The sequence below is a fragment of the Flavobacterium pasteuri genome, from assembly GCF_048286615.1.
In the GTDB taxonomy this organism is placed as follows: domain Bacteria; phylum Bacteroidota; class Bacteroidia; order Flavobacteriales; family Flavobacteriaceae; genus Flavobacterium.
This window is the reverse complement of the sequence record NZ_JBLVPN010000013.1, coordinates 17,911-33,723: the sequence shown is the minus strand read 5'-3', so window position 1 is coordinate 33,723 and position 15,813 is coordinate 17,911. Positions and strand designations below refer to the sequence as shown.

The 15,813-nt window shown below is 34.2% G+C and carries 14 protein-coding genes and 1 tRNA gene; 9 read left to right on the top strand and 6 right to left on the bottom strand.

The window, feature by feature from the left end; all coding sequences use genetic code 11:
• The first annotated feature begins 1,244 nt into the window (after window positions 1-1,244).
• The 4 genes from ACNQF6_RS15580 to arsB are packed head-to-tail and all read left to right on the top strand — an operon-like array spanning window position 1,245 to window position 3,759.
• Window positions 1,245-1,577: an ArsR/SmtB family transcription factor gene (locus tag ACNQF6_RS15580; protein WP_417966933.1), complete on the top strand. Its 333-nt coding sequence runs from the start codon at window positions 1,245-1,247 to the stop codon at window positions 1,575-1,577.
• A gap of 18 nt (window positions 1,578-1,595) precedes the next feature.
• Entirely contained in the window at window positions 1,596-2,066 is a 471-nt protein-coding gene (locus ACNQF6_RS15575) for a DUF6428 family protein (protein WP_417966932.1), read from the top strand.
• Window positions 2,067-2,083: 17 nt separating this feature from the next.
• Window positions 2,084-2,719 carry an arsenate-mycothiol transferase ArsC gene (locus tag ACNQF6_RS15570; RefSeq protein ID WP_417966929.1) on the top strand — a complete coding sequence of 212 codons (636 nt, stop codon included), beginning with the start codon at window positions 2,084-2,086 and terminating at the stop codon, window positions 2,717-2,719.
• Window positions 2,719-3,759 carry an ACR3 family arsenite efflux transporter gene (arsB, locus tag ACNQF6_RS15565; RefSeq protein ID WP_417966928.1) on the top strand — a complete coding sequence of 347 codons (1,041 nt, stop codon included), beginning with the start codon at window positions 2,719-2,721 and terminating at the stop codon, window positions 3,757-3,759. Before ACNQF6_RS15570 ends, arsB begins: the two co-directional genes overlap by 1 nt.
• A gap of 81 nt (window positions 3,760-3,840) precedes the next feature.
• Here arsB and ACNQF6_RS15560 read toward each other — a convergent pair whose 3' ends face one another.
• Both ACNQF6_RS15560 and rocD read right to left on the bottom strand, forming a co-directional pair.
• A complete protein-coding gene (locus ACNQF6_RS15560) occupies window positions 3,841-4,803 on the bottom strand; it encodes an arginase (protein WP_417966927.1) in 963 nt (320 codons plus the stop codon).
• The gene (rocD, locus tag ACNQF6_RS15555) at window positions 4,803-6,086 is read right to left on the bottom strand and encodes an ornithine--oxo-acid transaminase (RefSeq protein ID WP_417966926.1); all 1,284 of its coding nucleotides are present in this window, start codon (window positions 6,084-6,086) and stop codon (window positions 4,803-4,805) included. The genes ACNQF6_RS15560 and rocD overlap by 1 nt, the downstream gene beginning before the upstream one ends.
• A 229-nt stretch (window positions 6,087-6,315) precedes the next feature.
• On the opposite strand from rocD, the gene ACNQF6_RS15550 reads away from it, so the two are divergent.
• From ACNQF6_RS15550 to ACNQF6_RS15530, 5 genes are all read left to right on the top strand, one after another.
• The gene (locus ACNQF6_RS15550) at window positions 6,316-6,768 is read left to right on the top strand and encodes an Lrp/AsnC family transcriptional regulator (RefSeq protein ID WP_417966925.1); all 453 of its coding nucleotides are present in this window, start codon (window positions 6,316-6,318) and stop codon (window positions 6,766-6,768) included.
• 12 nt (window positions 6,769-6,780) lie between these two features.
• Entirely contained in the window at window positions 6,781-8,982 is a 2,202-nt protein-coding gene (locus tag ACNQF6_RS15545) for a penicillin acylase family protein (RefSeq protein WP_417966923.1), read from the top strand.
• Between the two features lie 112 nt (window positions 8,983-9,094).
• Entirely contained in the window at window positions 9,095-9,865 is a 771-nt protein-coding gene (locus ACNQF6_RS15540) for a dienelactone hydrolase family protein (RefSeq protein WP_417966921.1), read from the top strand.
• A gap of 101 nt (window positions 9,866-9,966) precedes the next feature.
• Window positions 9,967-11,010 carry a DUF3667 domain-containing protein gene (locus tag ACNQF6_RS15535; protein ID WP_417966919.1) on the top strand — a complete coding sequence of 348 codons (1,044 nt, stop codon included), beginning with the start codon at window positions 9,967-9,969 and terminating at the stop codon, window positions 11,008-11,010.
• A gap of 4 nt (window positions 11,011-11,014) precedes the next feature.
• On the top strand, window positions 11,015-12,028 hold the full coding sequence (locus ACNQF6_RS15530) for a M28 family metallopeptidase (RefSeq protein WP_417966918.1): 1,014 nt from the start codon (window positions 11,015-11,017) through the stop codon (window positions 12,026-12,028).
• A 194-nt stretch (window positions 12,029-12,222) separates the two neighbouring features.
• On the opposite strand, the gene ACNQF6_RS15525 is transcribed toward ACNQF6_RS15530, so the two are convergent.
• From ACNQF6_RS15525 to ACNQF6_RS15510, 4 genes are all read right to left on the bottom strand, one after another.
• Entirely contained in the window at window positions 12,223-13,419 is a 1,197-nt protein-coding gene (locus ACNQF6_RS15525; RefSeq protein ID WP_417966915.1) for a PAS domain-containing sensor histidine kinase, read from the bottom strand.
• 310 nt (window positions 13,420-13,729) lie between these two features.
• A tRNA-His gene (locus ACNQF6_RS15520) sits at window positions 13,730-13,805 on the bottom strand.
• A 74-nt stretch (window positions 13,806-13,879) separates the two neighbouring features.
• The gene (bshB1, locus tag ACNQF6_RS15515) at window positions 13,880-14,596 is read right to left on the bottom strand and encodes a bacillithiol biosynthesis deacetylase BshB1 (RefSeq protein ID WP_417966913.1); all 717 of its coding nucleotides are present in this window, start codon (window positions 14,594-14,596) and stop codon (window positions 13,880-13,882) included.
• Between the two features lie 44 nt (window positions 14,597-14,640).
• Window positions 14,641-15,711, bottom strand: coding sequence for a chorismate-binding protein (locus ACNQF6_RS15510; RefSeq protein ID WP_417966910.1), 1,071 nt, complete (start codon window positions 15,709-15,711; stop codon window positions 14,641-14,643).
• Between the last annotated feature and the right edge of the window lie 102 nt (window positions 15,712-15,813).

Below are 15,813 nucleotides of genomic sequence, written 5' to 3'. Positions count from 1 at the left end.
AACTACATCCTTTATACCGTTATTCAAGCTTTTTTAAACTCTTTTTTTGTCCTTTTCTTAACTTAAACTTTAAATAGCTGAAAACGTGAATTTTGAAAGTAAATTATTTTACTCTCCCCTCCCGACGCCTTGGGGCTCTCCGAAAGAGAGGGTGACAAATAGGCGAAAAAAACCGAGGATGTCATTATATATAAGGAATGGATATGATGGATTTGTGGATGAATACTACAGATGTCATTACATGTAAGGAATAGAAAAAGCGGCTTTATACGTAAAACAATAGAGCCATTATATATTAAGGAATGAGAATGGAAGCTTTATAGAAGGGAATTATAGGTGTCATTATATATCAAGGAGTAGACATGGTGGCTTTATATGTTAAAACCATGCATGTGTTTGTGGGTAGAGAATGTAATATAGTATTCTAGTACCAATTAATCTTTAAAAATATCTTTTTCCACAAAGGGTATTGAGAAAGAAATCTCGCAAAGAAGCAAAGCCGCCAAGACAATCTAAATTGCAGCTTTGCGAGAATAATTATAATTTTTGAAATCCTTATTACAGTAAATTCAAAACTCAAACGGTATAAGTAAATCCTTCGCTCCTTAAATTAATGTAACTAAATAGATGTTGCTGATGTGATTTTAAATTTATCATAATAACAGAAACCTCTGGATTACCCTAGGCCGCGTTAGGGATAGTAGTGAAAAGCCCACAGTACAGTTGAGTCTCAAACTCAACGGAACGAGGACTTGTAGCGGATAGCCCGACTCCTCATAAGAAAAGAGGCAATTAATTGCTAAATTAATTGCCTCTTTTCTTATGAGCAGGAACGCACAAATAATACTTACATTACTTCAATCTTTTTTTGTAATGTTTTAAATTTAAGAAATATAGAAACGAATACTGCTAAAGAAGTACTCTCCTTAGCGGAAAATTCAAAATTAACTATTACAAAAGGAATAAATTGACATCCTAAAACATGATATTAAAAGTCATTAATCCTGTCTCGAAGTAGCAGTGAGAAATAATCCTAATGCTGTTGACTATGAAAAGTATCAGTCAATATAAAAGAAAGAAGAAGTATTGCTATTTTTGAAAAATTATTTAAATTTTTAAGGGAAGAGTCGATTGATTTTCTATCGAAATAGATATAGATTTGAATTACTATAAAAATTTACTATTCTAAAATTTGGTTTTTTTTAAATTTATATCGTAATATTGCAATATTAAAATATAAGCCGATGGGAATTACTAAATCAGAACATTTCACAGATGAGCAAAACGAATTGGCAACTTTGGCGAAAGCCATAGGCCATCCTGCACGAATTGCTATTATTCAACACCTCATCATAGTAAATAGTTGCGTGTGCGGAGACATTGTAAACGAATTGCCTTTGGCACAACCTACAGTTTCTCAACATTTGAAAGAACTAAAAAATGCAGGACTTATAAAAGGTAATTTTGAAGGAACTTCCATTTGTTATTGTCTAAATGAAAAAGGATTTAATAAAATAAAAGGATTTTTTGAACATATCAATACCCATTTAGAAAATAAGAAAAATCAATGTTGTTAATTTTAAATTACACAAATCATGAAATTATCAGAAATTAAAAAAGAGTTAAGCACGTTAGAAAACGTTACTTTTATATTGCCAAACGGCACTTATGTCCCAGAACATTTTCATGTAACCGAAGTGGGTTTAATTACCAAAAACTTCATTGATTGCGGGGGAAAAGTTCGAAAAGAAATTGTGGTAAATTTCCAATTATGGGATGCTAATGATTTTGAACACCGTCTAAAACCAAAAAAATTATTGGATATAATTGAATTATCTGAGAAAGTTTTAGGCATTAAAGATTACGAGGTGGAAGTTGAATTCCAAGAGAAAACTATCGGAAAATACGATATTGGTTTCAACGGAACTGAATTCACTCTTTTAAACAAACAAACCGCTTGTTTGGCTCAAGACCAATGTGGCATTCCCGCAGAAAAACAAAAAGTAAAATTATCAGAAATTCCAACTCAATCAAACAGTTGTACTCCTGGTGGAGGCTGTTGCTAATTCTTTAAAATTATAAAATGACTTTAACCAAATCCATCCTATTTACAGAAATAGAAAAAATAATTGCCAATTTTGATTTTCAAACTATAACAGCAGAGCGCAAAATCGTTTTGCAACCACTTATTGATTTTATCCAAAATAAAGTGACCAACCAACAAGAAGTTCGGTTGAACTTAATCTGCACCCATAATTCCAGAAGAAGCCATTTATCGCAGGTTTGGACACAAACTGCAGCCGCACATTTCAATATAAAAAATGTGTTTTGTTATTCTGGCGGAACTGAAGCAACGGCTTTATTTCCAATGGCAGCAAAAACATTGGAACAATCGGGATTTAAAATAAAAACTATTGCAGCAGGAAATAATCCTATTTATGCCATAAAATATGGAGAGAACGAACATCCTATTATCGGTTTTTCTAAAACGTATGATGACAATTTTAATCCGCAAAGTGAATTTGCAGCAATATTGACTTGCTCACAAGCTGATGGTGGTTGCCCATTTATTGCAGGTGCTGAAACTCGTATTCCTATTACTTTCGAAGATCCTAAAGCATTTGACAATACGCCACTACAAGCAGAAAAATATCAGGAACGCAGTTTGCAAATTGCAACCGAAATGTTTTATGTTTTCTCTCAAATAAAATCACAATAATGGCCGCTAAAAAAAGATTAAACTTTCTCGATAGTTACTTGACACTTTGGATATTTCTGGCAATGGCGATTGGCGTTTCCATTGGATATTTTATCCCTTCAAGCAGCGGTTTTATCAATTCGTTTTCAAGCGGAACGACCAATGTTCCTCTGGCAATTGGATTAATATTAATGATGTATCCGCCTTTGACTAAAATTGATTTTTCAAAAATTCCTTTAATGTTTGAAAAGCCAAAATTACTGACCGCCTCTTTCTTTATCACTTGGATAGTTGGTCCATTTTTAATGTTTTCATTGGCAACATTCTTTTTGAAAGACTATCCGGAATACATGACCGGTTTAATAATCATTGGAATTGCACCTTGCATAGCCATGGTAATTGTCTGGAATGAATTAGCCGAAGGGAATAGGGAATTAACAGCTGGATTAATTGGGATTAATAGTTTGCTTCAAGTGTTCTTCTTTAGTTTATATGCGTATTTTTATTTGGAAATCATGTTGCCATTGTTCGGAATAAAAGGACTAGAATTAAATATTACAATTGCTGAAATTGCTACAACTGTTGGAATTTATTTAGGCATTCCATTTGCATTAGCAGTAATCAGCCGCTATGCGATTAAGAAATTCATTGGTGACAAATGGTTCAATCAAAAGTTTATTCCTTTTGTCTCCCCTATTACTTTGATTGCGTTACTTTTTACAATTGTAATAATGTTCAGTTTAAAAGGTGAAATGATTGTTGATTTACCACTGGATGTCATTAGAATTGCAATTCCGTTAGTCATTTTCTTCACCATTATGTTTTTCCTGATGTTTTTTGTTTCAAAAAAGATCGGAGCCAGTTATAGAGATGCCGTTGCGCTTTCCTTCACCGCATCGGGAAATAATTTTGAATTGGCTATTGCCGTTTCCATTGGTGTTTTCGGAATCAATAGCGGACAGGCCTTTGCAGGAGTTATTGGGCCCTTAGTAGAAGTTCCTGCTTTGATAATCTTGGTAAACGTCGCTTTTTGGTTAAAAAAGAAATATTATTCGAATTAGGTTTTACTATTCTTATAAAAATAAAAAAGCCCGAAATCTAAAATTTGATTTCGGGCTTTCCTATGTATTTAAAAAAATAAACTATTCAATAGGAAGAACAAGTGTTGTCGTTATAGATTCCAAAACTTCAAAAGCAGTTTCTGCCATTTTATTCCCTTTGGTGTCCAACAAAGGATTTACCTCCACAAATTCAATGCAAACAACTTTTCTAGTTTGGATAATTTGATTGATAATCGCTATGATTTCATACTGATCAAAACCTTTAGGAACCGGTGTGCCTGTTCCATACGAAATCATATCGCAATCCATGGAATCCACATCAAAAGAAATATACAAAACTTCACAATGCGTTAATTTTGACAAAGCTTCACTAACACACGTTTCCAATCCTCTGTAACGTACTTCGTCAACTTTATAATTTTTGATGTTTAACTTTTCAATTTGCTTATCCTCTTCTTCTTCTGTATCACGAACACCGAAATAAATCAGATTTTCAGCCAGAACTTTAGGTCCTTTATAGCCTATATTTTTCATGTCTTCCCAATGCTGTTGGGTTTCCGAAGGGACTTCGTTATTCTGGCAACTCAAATTATCATCGCCAAGTGCAGCAGACAAAGGCATCCCGTGAATATTTCCCGATGGAGAAGTGTAAGGCGAATGCAAATCAGCATGGGCATCAATCCAAAACACACCAATATTTTGCTCTGGATACGCTGCTTTGACTCCACTTAAAGTCCCTAATGCAGAAGAATGATCTCCTGATAAAACTATTGGAAAATAATTTCCTTCTAAATTTTTCTTTACTGCATTACAAACTCTGGTGCATTGCTCTACAACATGCTCAATTCTTTTTGCGGAAGAACTTCGGTTTTTATCATATATGGATTCGTTATGCGTTTTGACATCTTCAAACTCAAATTGATTAAAATAATCACTGTTTTGATTTATTGCAGCAATTTCGATAGCATCAATTCCTAAATCAGAGCCACGTGTACCTGCTCCAATATCGGATCGGTTTTTTATTAATTTTATTGTTTTTCCCATTATCTGAAATCGTTTAATGCTCTTTCGATAATAGCCAAACATTCATGTATTTGAGCTTCCGTAATTACTAATGGCGGTGCAAATCGAATTTTGTTTCCGTGAGTTGGTTTTGCCAATAATCCATAATCTCTAAATTTCATACAAATATCCCAAGCTAAATCAGATTCTTCATCACTATTGACAACTATGGCGTTCAATAATCCTTTACCTCTAACCATTGTAATCAACGGATTTCTCGAAGCTATCTCATTAAGTCCGGTTCTTAAAACTTCTCCTAAATAAGCTGCATTTCGTGCTAAATTTTCCTCTTTTACTACTTCAAGCGCAGCAATAGCAACAGCAGCAGCAATTGGATTTCCTCCAAAAGTAGAACCGTGTTGTCCTGGTTTAATCACATTCATAATGTGATCATTCGCTAAAACTGCCGAAACAGGATACACACCTCCAGAAATAGCTTTTCCTAGAATTAGGATATCGGGTTTCACTTCAGGATTGTTTTCACATCCTTTTTTACAATCACAATTTCCGCAAGTTGCCAATAATCTCCCAGTGCGCGCAATTCCTGTTTGCACTTCATCCGCAATAAATAAAACATTATGCGCCTCACAAAGTGCTTTAGCTCTTGCCAAATATCCTTCGGCAGGAACATAAACTCCAGCCTCTCCTTGAATAGGTTCCACTAAAAATCCTGCTATATTTGGTGTGGATTTTAATACGTTTTCCAATGCTTCTACATCATCGTATGGAATTTTAATAAATCCAGCCGTGAATGGTCCAAAGCTTTTGCGAGCAGTTTCATCATTCGAAAAAGAGATAATTGTTGTTGTTCTTCCGTGGAAATTATTTTCACAAACGATAATTTGTGCTTGGTTTTCAGGAATTCCTTTTACCTCATACGCCCACTTTCTACATAATTTCAAAGCAGTCTCAACAGCTTCTGCACCAGTATTCATAGGCAACACTTTATCAAAACCAAAATACTTAGTTACATATTCTTCAAAAGGTCCTAATTGATCATTATGAAAAGCACGTGAAGTTAAAGTCAATGTTTGCGCTTGTTTTACCATAGCACCAACAATTTTTGGATGACAATGTCCTTGATTTACGGCAGAATATGCCGATAAAAAATCATAATATTTTTTTCCGTCCACATCCCAAACATAAACACCTTTACCTCTTTCTAAAACTACTGGTAAAGGATGGTAATTGTGAGCTCCGTAATGATTCTCTTTTGCTATCAACGCTTCAGATTTTGAAGAAAGGTTTTGTTCTGTGTGTGTCATGATATTTCTATTTAATATAATAAAGCACAAAACTACTATTTTTTTTTAATTTACCAATAAAAATATTTTTTTGACTTTTATAAAGATAGTATTTAAAAATATTTCTTTAATTTAGATTAAAAATAAGTCATTTTTAAAATTCACAATTCAATTTATAGATGCATTCCGAAATAAATAAAAATAAGTACTTTTATACAAACACAAAAGCACCATTTATAATTAAACCAACATGGATATAGTAGACGAGTTCGACATCAATATTATCAAAGAATTAGAAAAAGACGGAAGAATGGCCTATTCAGCCATTGCAGCCAATCTAAAAATATCAAACACCATGGTGCATCAACGCATCAACAGATTAATAGAACAAGGAATACTCACTGGAATAAAACCGGTAATCAATGAAAAAAAAGTAGGTTACGATTGGGGATCATTTACCGGAATTACTTTAAATAAAGACCAAGATTCTGACAGGATTATTGAAGAACTCAAAAACATTCCTGAAATAACGGAATGCTACTACATCACAGGATCTTTTACCCTTTATATAAAAATTATTGCACGGGATCATGAACACATGCGAAAAGTTCTGTACGAAAAAATAGATACTATTCCAGGTATAGCCAAAACCGATTCTATAATTGAATTGGGTTGCGCTTTCAAAAGAAATGTAAGTTTCTAATATAATAATAAGATGAAACATTTCAAGAATCATTTGCCACTTACAATTCTAGTTTTTTGTTTTAGTTTCTCCATGTTTTCACAAAAGATATCAAACCAAGAAATAGTCAGACTAAAAAAACTCTCACAACAAGTAACCATTATCAGAGATAATTGGGGAATTGCACACGTGTATGGCAAGACTGATGCAGATGCTGTTTTTGGAATGCTATACGCGCAATGTGAAGACGATTATAAACGGGTAGAACTAAATTACATTGAAAAACTGGGACGCCTTTCAGAAATCAAAGGACAATCGGTTTTATACAATGATCTAGAAATCAAAATTTTGATAGATACCGAAGAAGCCAAAGCCGATTATAAAAAAGCAGCGCCTTGGTTGAAAAAATTATTAAACAGTTATGCGGACGGAATCAACTTTTACCTATACAATCACCCCGAAGTAAAGCCCGCTTTATTAACACATTTTGAACCTTGGTTTCCGTTACTTTGGACGGATGGAAGTATTGGAGCCATAAGCACCGCTGACCTTTCTACCGGAGAATTGAAAGCATTTTATTCAGGAAACACTGATAAAGTAGCGTACATAGAACGTGAAAAAGAAGTGCAAACTGGTTCTAACGGATTTGCAATTGCTCCTTCAAACACAGCATCAGGAAATTCCATTTTATACATTAATCCCCATACTACTTTTTATTTCAGGCCGGAAATACAAATGAGCAGCGAAGAAGGATTGAACGCTTACGGAGCAGTAACTTGGGGGCAATTTTTTATTTACCAAGGATTTAATGAAAATTGTGGCTGGATGCATACCTCATCGAATGTGGATGTGGCAGATATGTATGCCGAGAAAATCGTGACTAAAAACAACAAACTATTTTACGAATACAACAACAAATTAGCTCCGGTCATCGAGAAAAAAATAACCATAAAGTATCTGGAAAACGGAAAATTGATTCCTAAAACATTCAACACCTACTATACCAATCACGGCCCAATCATGGCCAAAAGAGACGGGAAATGGATTAGTTTAAAATCCAATAATCGTTCGATGAAAAGTCTGGAACAAAGTTGGGTGAGAACAAAATCGAAAAGTTTTGAAGAGTATAAAAAGGCAATGAATTTGAAAGCCAATACCTCTAACAATACTGTATATGCCGATAAAGAAGGAAATATTGCCTACTGGCACGGGAATTTTATTCCTATTCGGGACAAAAAACTAAATTGGTCAAAAGTGATGGATGGCACAACACCGGCAACCCAATGGAAAGGATTACACGACGTTTCAGAGACGGTACATTCCTATAATCCCATAAACGGTTGGCTTCAAAACTGTAACTCTACACCGTATACCGTAGCCGGCGAAAATAGTCCGAAAGAAGAAAATTACTTGCCTTACATGGCACCAGATGGTGAAAGTTTCAGAGGATTAAATGCCGTGCGATTATTGAGTAAAGGCAATAAATATACGCTCGACAAAGTAATTGCAGACGGTTACGACACAAAACTAACAGCATTCGAATTTTTAATTCCATCCTTAATTTCCACTTTCGAAAAAAACCTCCACACGGATAATCCTATTTACACAGAACTTTTAGAACCGATAACGCTATTAAAAAATTGGGATTATTACGCCAAAGAAAATTCTGTTGCTACAACCTTAGCTGTCGAATGGGCTTATAAATTAGATCCTATTATTCAAAAAGTATATACTAATCAAGGAGAATTAGACCAAATAGAAAACACCATGAGTTTTGCAAAAAATGCTTTTCCAGACCAACTGATTCCACAATTGCAGATGGTAGTGAATGAATTGAAAATGAAATTTGGAACCTGGCAAATTCCTTGGGGAGAAATCAATCGTTTCCAGAGAACATCTGGCGATATTACTATGACTTACAATGATGCCATGGAAAGTTTGCCTGTAGGCTATGGACCGGCACTTTGGGGAAGTTTACCCGCTTTTAAAAGCAATTATCAAAAAGACACTAAAAAACGCTATGGAACTAACGGAAATAGTTTTGTGTGCGCGGTAGAATTTGGAACAAAGATAAAAGCTAAATCTTTATTGGCAGGAGGAAACAGTGGCGATCCAAAATTAAAACATTTTTACGACCAAGCTGAAATGTACCGAAAAGGAGAATTTAAAGACGTCTTGTTTTATAAAGATGATGTTCAAAAAAATGCACAAAAGATCTATCACCCCGGCGAGTAATAACTTCTTGGTCCACCATAAGAATTAAAGATACTGTTATAAATTAAAAAAATCAAAGTCCTAATTTTATGACTAATTAATCGAGACATTTGTAAAAATAAAAACACCAAATATGAAAAATATTTTCTTTGCCTTTTTAGGATTTGTATTGTTTTCCAACGGTGCATTAGCACAATTAAAAGCAGTAAAATACACGGATGGAAATCAAAAATTAAATGGATTGTCAATTGCTCCTAAGAAAGGAAGCAAAACTAAACCTGGAATCTTAATCCTTCCCGCTTGGAAAGGAATCGACACGCATTCAAAACAATCTGCAGAAAAACTGTCAACCATGGGGTATTATGCATTTGTAGCTGATATTTATGGTGAAGGAAATTACCCAACAAACACGCAAGAAGCTGGAAAACAAGCTGGTTTTTACAAAAATAATGTAATTGATTATCAAAGACGCATTCAACTTGCTTTAGATCAATTAGTGAAAGCAGGCGCAAATCCAGATAATATTGTGGTGATAGGCTACTGTTTTGGAGGAACTGGCGTACTTGAAGCAGCAAGAGCAGGATTGAAAATTCAAGGAGCAGTTTCTTTTCACGGAGGTTTAGGACGTGATGCTGCAAGAGTAAATAATCCAATTGCTGCAAAAATTTTGGTGCTACATGGCGCTGATGATCCTTATGTTCCAGTTGCAGAAGTAGCCGCTTTTCAACAAGAAATGAGAGATACCAAAGCAGATTGGGAAATGATTTATTACGCTGATGCAGTACATGCTTTTACAGAACCTGAAGCTGGAAATGATAATTCTAAAGGAGCCGCCTACAACGAAAAAGCGGCAAAACGTTCTTGGGAACGTATGAATTCTTTCTTGAAAGAAGTTTTGAAGTAATTTTTTAAATATATTTTTTAAAAACAGTATAAGTTCGGTTTTTTTGTTAGTTTTATAGATTAAAATTTAACAAAAGGTCTAGAATTTATACTGTTTTTTTTATGTCAAAAAGTAAAATCAGAAACGACAAAACGTGTCTTAATTGCAAATATGTGGTAGAAAATAGATTCTGCCCTAATTGCGGGCAAGAAAATACGGATACACGAAAGACATTTCACCACCTCTTTATCCATTTTTTTGAGGATTTAACACATTATGAAAACGCCTTTTGGAAAACCATCAAAAACCTATTATTCAAACCGGCATCCTTAACTAAGGAGTATTTATCAGGAAAACGATTGTCTTATTTGGCTCCGGTTCGACTTTATATTTTTATTAGTTTTATCACTTTTCTATTGATTGCTATTTTCCCTGGTGAAATCAATTCTTCAGAAAAAACTATCGAAAAAAAATCCACCACCACCACCAAAAACAAATCGTTTCAGAATACCATAACCAAAAATGATTCGGTTAAAAAGACCCAAACTGATTCAAAAGAAGAAAAAGATTCCATTAAAAACAATATTGCGGTTGTTGACGAGGAATATTTTAGCTATAAATCAGTTATGGAATTAGATTCGATACAAAAACACGCACCGGAGTCGGAAAAATTATCCGATTTTAGTTATTGGGCCAACAGGAAAGTCCAAATTGTATTAGACAACAACCCAAAAGGAGACCTATTAAAAAAGTTCACAGAATCATTCATCCATAATTTTTCAAAAGTCCTTTTTGTATTCATGCCTATTTTTGCTTTTTCCCTCTGGCTATTCCACAATAAAAAACGCTGGTATTATTTTGATCATGGTATTTTTACCTTACATTACTTTTCCTTTTTGTTATTACTCTTTTTGTTGCTGTTCATGATTAACAAAGGATTAACGCCATTTTCAGAATCAAGTCTCGTTTCTTTCATACAGATACTAGTTAATTTTATTGGTATTGGATGGATGTTTTATTATTTCTATCCGGCGCACCGCCGTTTTTATGGGGAAACTCGCTTTATCTCCTTTATAAAATGCAGCCTGCTATTTTTTATCAATTTAATACTAATCTCTATTATATTATCATTTTTTGCTCTTTATACATTTATCAATTTACATTAAAAACATGAAAAAAATCCCTATATTAGGTCTAATTGTTGTTTTAACCATGAGCTGTACCACTCAAAAAGTCAGTATCGCAAATATCGACGCTACAAAATATATGAATACAATTACTGCTGACGAATTAAAAACACACCTTTACATTGTTGCTTCGGACGAAATGGAAGGCCGTGAAACTGGTTCTGCAGGTCAGAAAAAAGCAGGTGTTTACCTCATCGATCAATACAAGAAAAATGCTATTCCTTTTCCTACTGTCGCTTCTGACTATTATCAAAAAATTCCGGCAGCTTTCCTAAATGCAAAACGCAACGAAAACTTACCGGATTCCGAAAACATCTGGGCGTACATTGAAGGTTCTGAAAAACCAAATGAAGTTCTTGTGATTTCTGCCCATTACGATCACGTAGGAGCAAAAAACGGAGAAATTTACAACGGTGCTGATGATGATGGCTCAGGAACAGTTGCACTTCTTGAAATTGCACAAGCATTCCAAATTGCTAAAAAAGAAGGACACGGCCCAAAACGCTCAATCCTGTTTCTTCACGTTACCGGCGAGGAGCACGGTTTACATGGTTCTAGATATTATTCAGAAAACCCTTTGTTTCCATTAGCAAACACCATTACCGATATCAATATTGACATGATAGGCCGTCGTGATGAAGCTCATGCTGGCAACAACAATTACGTATACGTTATTGGTGCTAACCGCTTATCGACTGAATTAGATAACATTTGTACCGTTGCAAACGCTAAATACACCAATTTGGAATTAGATTATAAATACAACGACCCTAAAGATCCAAACCATTTCTATGAGCGTTCTGACCATTATAATTTTGCTAAAAATGGCGTTCCCTCTGTATTCCTTTTCAATGGAGTACATGCTGATTATCACAAACCAACGGACAGCCCGGACAAAATTGAATACGATGCACTAACAAAAAGAACCAAATTTGCATTTGTAACTGCCTGGGAACTAGCAAACCGTACCGAAAGACCTATTGTTGATAAAAAATAGATGGAACATTTGGGCACATCCTCGCTTTCACTAGCTTTACAGCGTGGTCGGGCTATACGTTACAATCTTTTCTATCCTGTCAGGGTTAAACCCTGACAGGATAGAAAAGGATTTACACTGCTATCCCTTGTGCAAACCCCATAAAAAAAGAGCTTTGAATCACTTCAAAGCTCTTTTTTTTTGGCAATTATGTCTTAAACTCTTTCGTCAAATTCTATTTTATCTGCACAATCAATTTTATTTAAAGGTTCCTCAAGAGGCAACGTAAAATAAAAAGAAGAGCCTATTCCTTCAATACTTTCAACCCATATTTCACCACCGTTTTTTTCTAAAAACCCTTTCACTAATAATAATCCAATCCCGGCACCTTTGTTCTCTATCCTCGCTTTTGAAAGTATATTCACTTGTGGTGTAAACAGTTTGTCTTGGATTTCCTTAGACATACCTAAACCGGAATCCTTTATTTGAACTATTATTTTATCATCTTTAATTTTTGCAGAAACGGTAACTTCTCCTCCTGGTAGTGAATGCTTAATAGCATTAGAAACTATATTTTGGATAATAGAGAGTAGCATTTTTCCATCTGCAAAAACGCTGGTGTTCTCTTTAATATCATGATGCAGATTTATTGTATTTAAAGAAGCAGTATCATTTAAAGTAACAAAAACTTTTTGTACATACTCAACTAGCTCAATTTTCCTTGGAGAAAACACTTCCGCAGCATATTTTATTCTCGCCCACTCAACTAAGTAATCTAACATATTTAACTCATCTATTGATGCTGTGTAAAGAAGCTCGAGCATTTCTTTAATGGTATCCGGCTTCATTCTTTCGAAATTTGATTTTAAATATCCTGTTGTAGCAATAATACTGGATAATGGACTTCTCAAATCATGTGAAAGTATAGCAAGAACACTTTCCTTATGTGTATTTAGATCTTCAAGATCTTTTACATATTTTTTTATGGCATCTTCAGATTTCTTTCTTTCGGTTAAGTCGCGTAGAATTTTAACATATCCTAATAACTCTCCGTCTATTCCAGTAAGTGGAAAAACCAAACCATAAGCATAAAACTCACTCTTGTCTTTACAAATATGCCATCTATTATCGGTTGCTCTTCCTTCTTTTAATGCCGTTTCAATTTCATTTTTCGGAATACCATTTTGTATATCATCTTCAGTAAAAATCACATCAAAATGCTCTCCTATAATTTCGTCTGGCTCATATCCAAATATTTTGGTTGAACCTGAACTCCAGCTATTAATTACAAATTCATTATCAAGAGTAAAAATCGAATAATCTTGTAAACTATCAATTATTTGGCTATAAAACTCAGCTGTTGGAATGTAATTATTTTTAAGAATTTTTGAATTAACTTTTTCGTTTTCCATTAAATGATGTAAATAATATTTAAAATTTGAAAGCTTATTTTGGGTTGATTTAACTAAACAATACATTCAAAGATACACAAAAGAAAATACGATTTCTGTAAAACACAGAATATAACCTTTAACGAGAAAATGTATGGCCTAAAAGCTATTATCTTAATTTATTTGATAATCAAATCCTACATGACTACTATGAATGCACTGCGATACTATTTCCTTTTATATCATTCAAGCCAATAAAATATCACCTACAATCTAACGAAACTTTATCCCACAAAAAAAGCCTCGAATTTCTTCGAAGCTTTTGCTTTCTGGGTGGGAGACGGGGCTCGAACCCGCGACCCTCGGTACCACAAACCGATGCTCTAACCAACTGAGCTACAACCACCATTTGCTTAGCGGTGGCAAATATACGACATAAGTTTACTTCTGCAAATATTTTTTTTAAAAAATTACATGAATTTTACATCAAATCTGCTAAGCTATTGACTGCCAAATATCTTTCTACAGTAAAACCTTCCGCGTGATCCACTCCAGTAAGCCTTCCTAAATCTCTAGAACGGTAATTCAGGCTTTCCAAGAAGTTTTTACTAGTTATTGGCGACTCAGGCTCGTTAGAATTTGCATCATAAAACTGAGAACCGTAAGCCAAAATAGATTCAATTTTTTTATCGGTGAAACCTGTAATATCTACCACAAAATCTGGCTCTATATTTTTCCACTGTATGTAATGGTAGACTAATTTTGGTCGCCAAGCAGTTTGTTTCTCTCCTTCTAAGGCAGTTTCAATCTTTATCAACCCAGATAAAAAACAAGCATCTGAGACTAATTTGCTTCCCTTTGCATGATCAATATGTCGATCATCAATCGCATTACACAAAACAATATCTGGTTGGTACTTGCGAATCATTTTAATGATTTCTAATTGGTGTTTTTCGTCATTAACAAAAAAACCATCTCGCATTTCTAAATTCTCACGTGCTGAAACACCTAGAATTTTTGCAGCAGCATTCGCTTCCTGATCCCTGATTTCTGCTGAACCACGAGTCCCTAATTCACCACGGGTCAAATCAATAATCCCCACAGTTTTCCCTAAAGAGATTTCTTTCAAAATGGTTCCTGCACAACCCAATTCCACATCATCAGGATGGGCACCAAAAGCTAATATATCTAATTTCATCTAAAATTCGTTTAATGTTTTTTTAATGCTTAAAGTTTTCAATACTACTCCAAATTCAATATTTTCTTCATTGTCACAGATTTATTGACACTTTCATTCCACTCTTTTTCAGGAATACTATCCTTTGTAATGCCACAACCCACATACAAATGCGCTTGATTGTCTTTAATTTGCATGCATCGCAAATTAACATACAAGTCGGATTTTATTTCTCCTTTATTAAATCCTTCCTTATTTAATTCACCTAAAAAACCAGTATAATATTCTCTTTCATAACCTTCATTTTGAATAATAAAATCTTTAGCTGTTTCTTTTGGCAATCCACAAACTGCGGGTGTTGGATGCAAAACAGAAACAACTTCTTTCAAACTTGAACTCTCATTTATTACCCCTTCAATATCTGTTTTAATGTGCGTTAAAGTCCCTGCTTGTATCGTATAGGGACTGGAAACTGACACTTCCGAGACCAAGTCCTTCAGATTATTCAAAATAAAATCGGTAACAAACTGTTGCTCTTCGATTTCCTTTTTCTCCCAGACTATTTCTTTTGTACCTTGAAGTTTTTGCGTTCCAGCTAATGACATTGTATAAAAAGTATTCGTATTAGCTTTCAGTAATCGTTCCGGTGTAGCCCCCATCCATAAGCCTATCTTTGGATGAAACCAGCAATAGCAAAAGGCAGTGGGATAATTTTGAATTAATTTTTCGAAAATTGATACTAAATCAAAATTTGACAAATCAACTATTTCTTTCCGGGACAAAACCACTTTTTTCAAAGTCCCCATTGCAATAGCATCAATTCCTTTTTGGACAAGCCTTTCAAAATGTTCTTTAGCTTGCCTATCTTGTGAATATATGAAATCTGAATCATCATTTTCCGTAGAAGAAGTAATTAGGGCTTCCCATTTTACAGATTGATTTTTAGGGATAAGTATCATTTGACTGCCTTCAAAAGGAGCAAAAACAAAACCTGTTTCTTCATAATTTTCAGCAAAATACAAGTGGTCGTTATTCTGAAAAAAACCCACTAACTTGATATCATTTGGTTTTCTGAACAATACAAACGGCAAATTTTGAGCTTTTTGCTGTTTAACTTTTATAAAAAAATCAATCATATTTAATGTATTAAAATATAAATTTCATTAACACTCCAAGAAATTATTATTTGCTTGATTTTATCAATTTCACTTTAAAACTGTTATGCTTTAGCTACAATT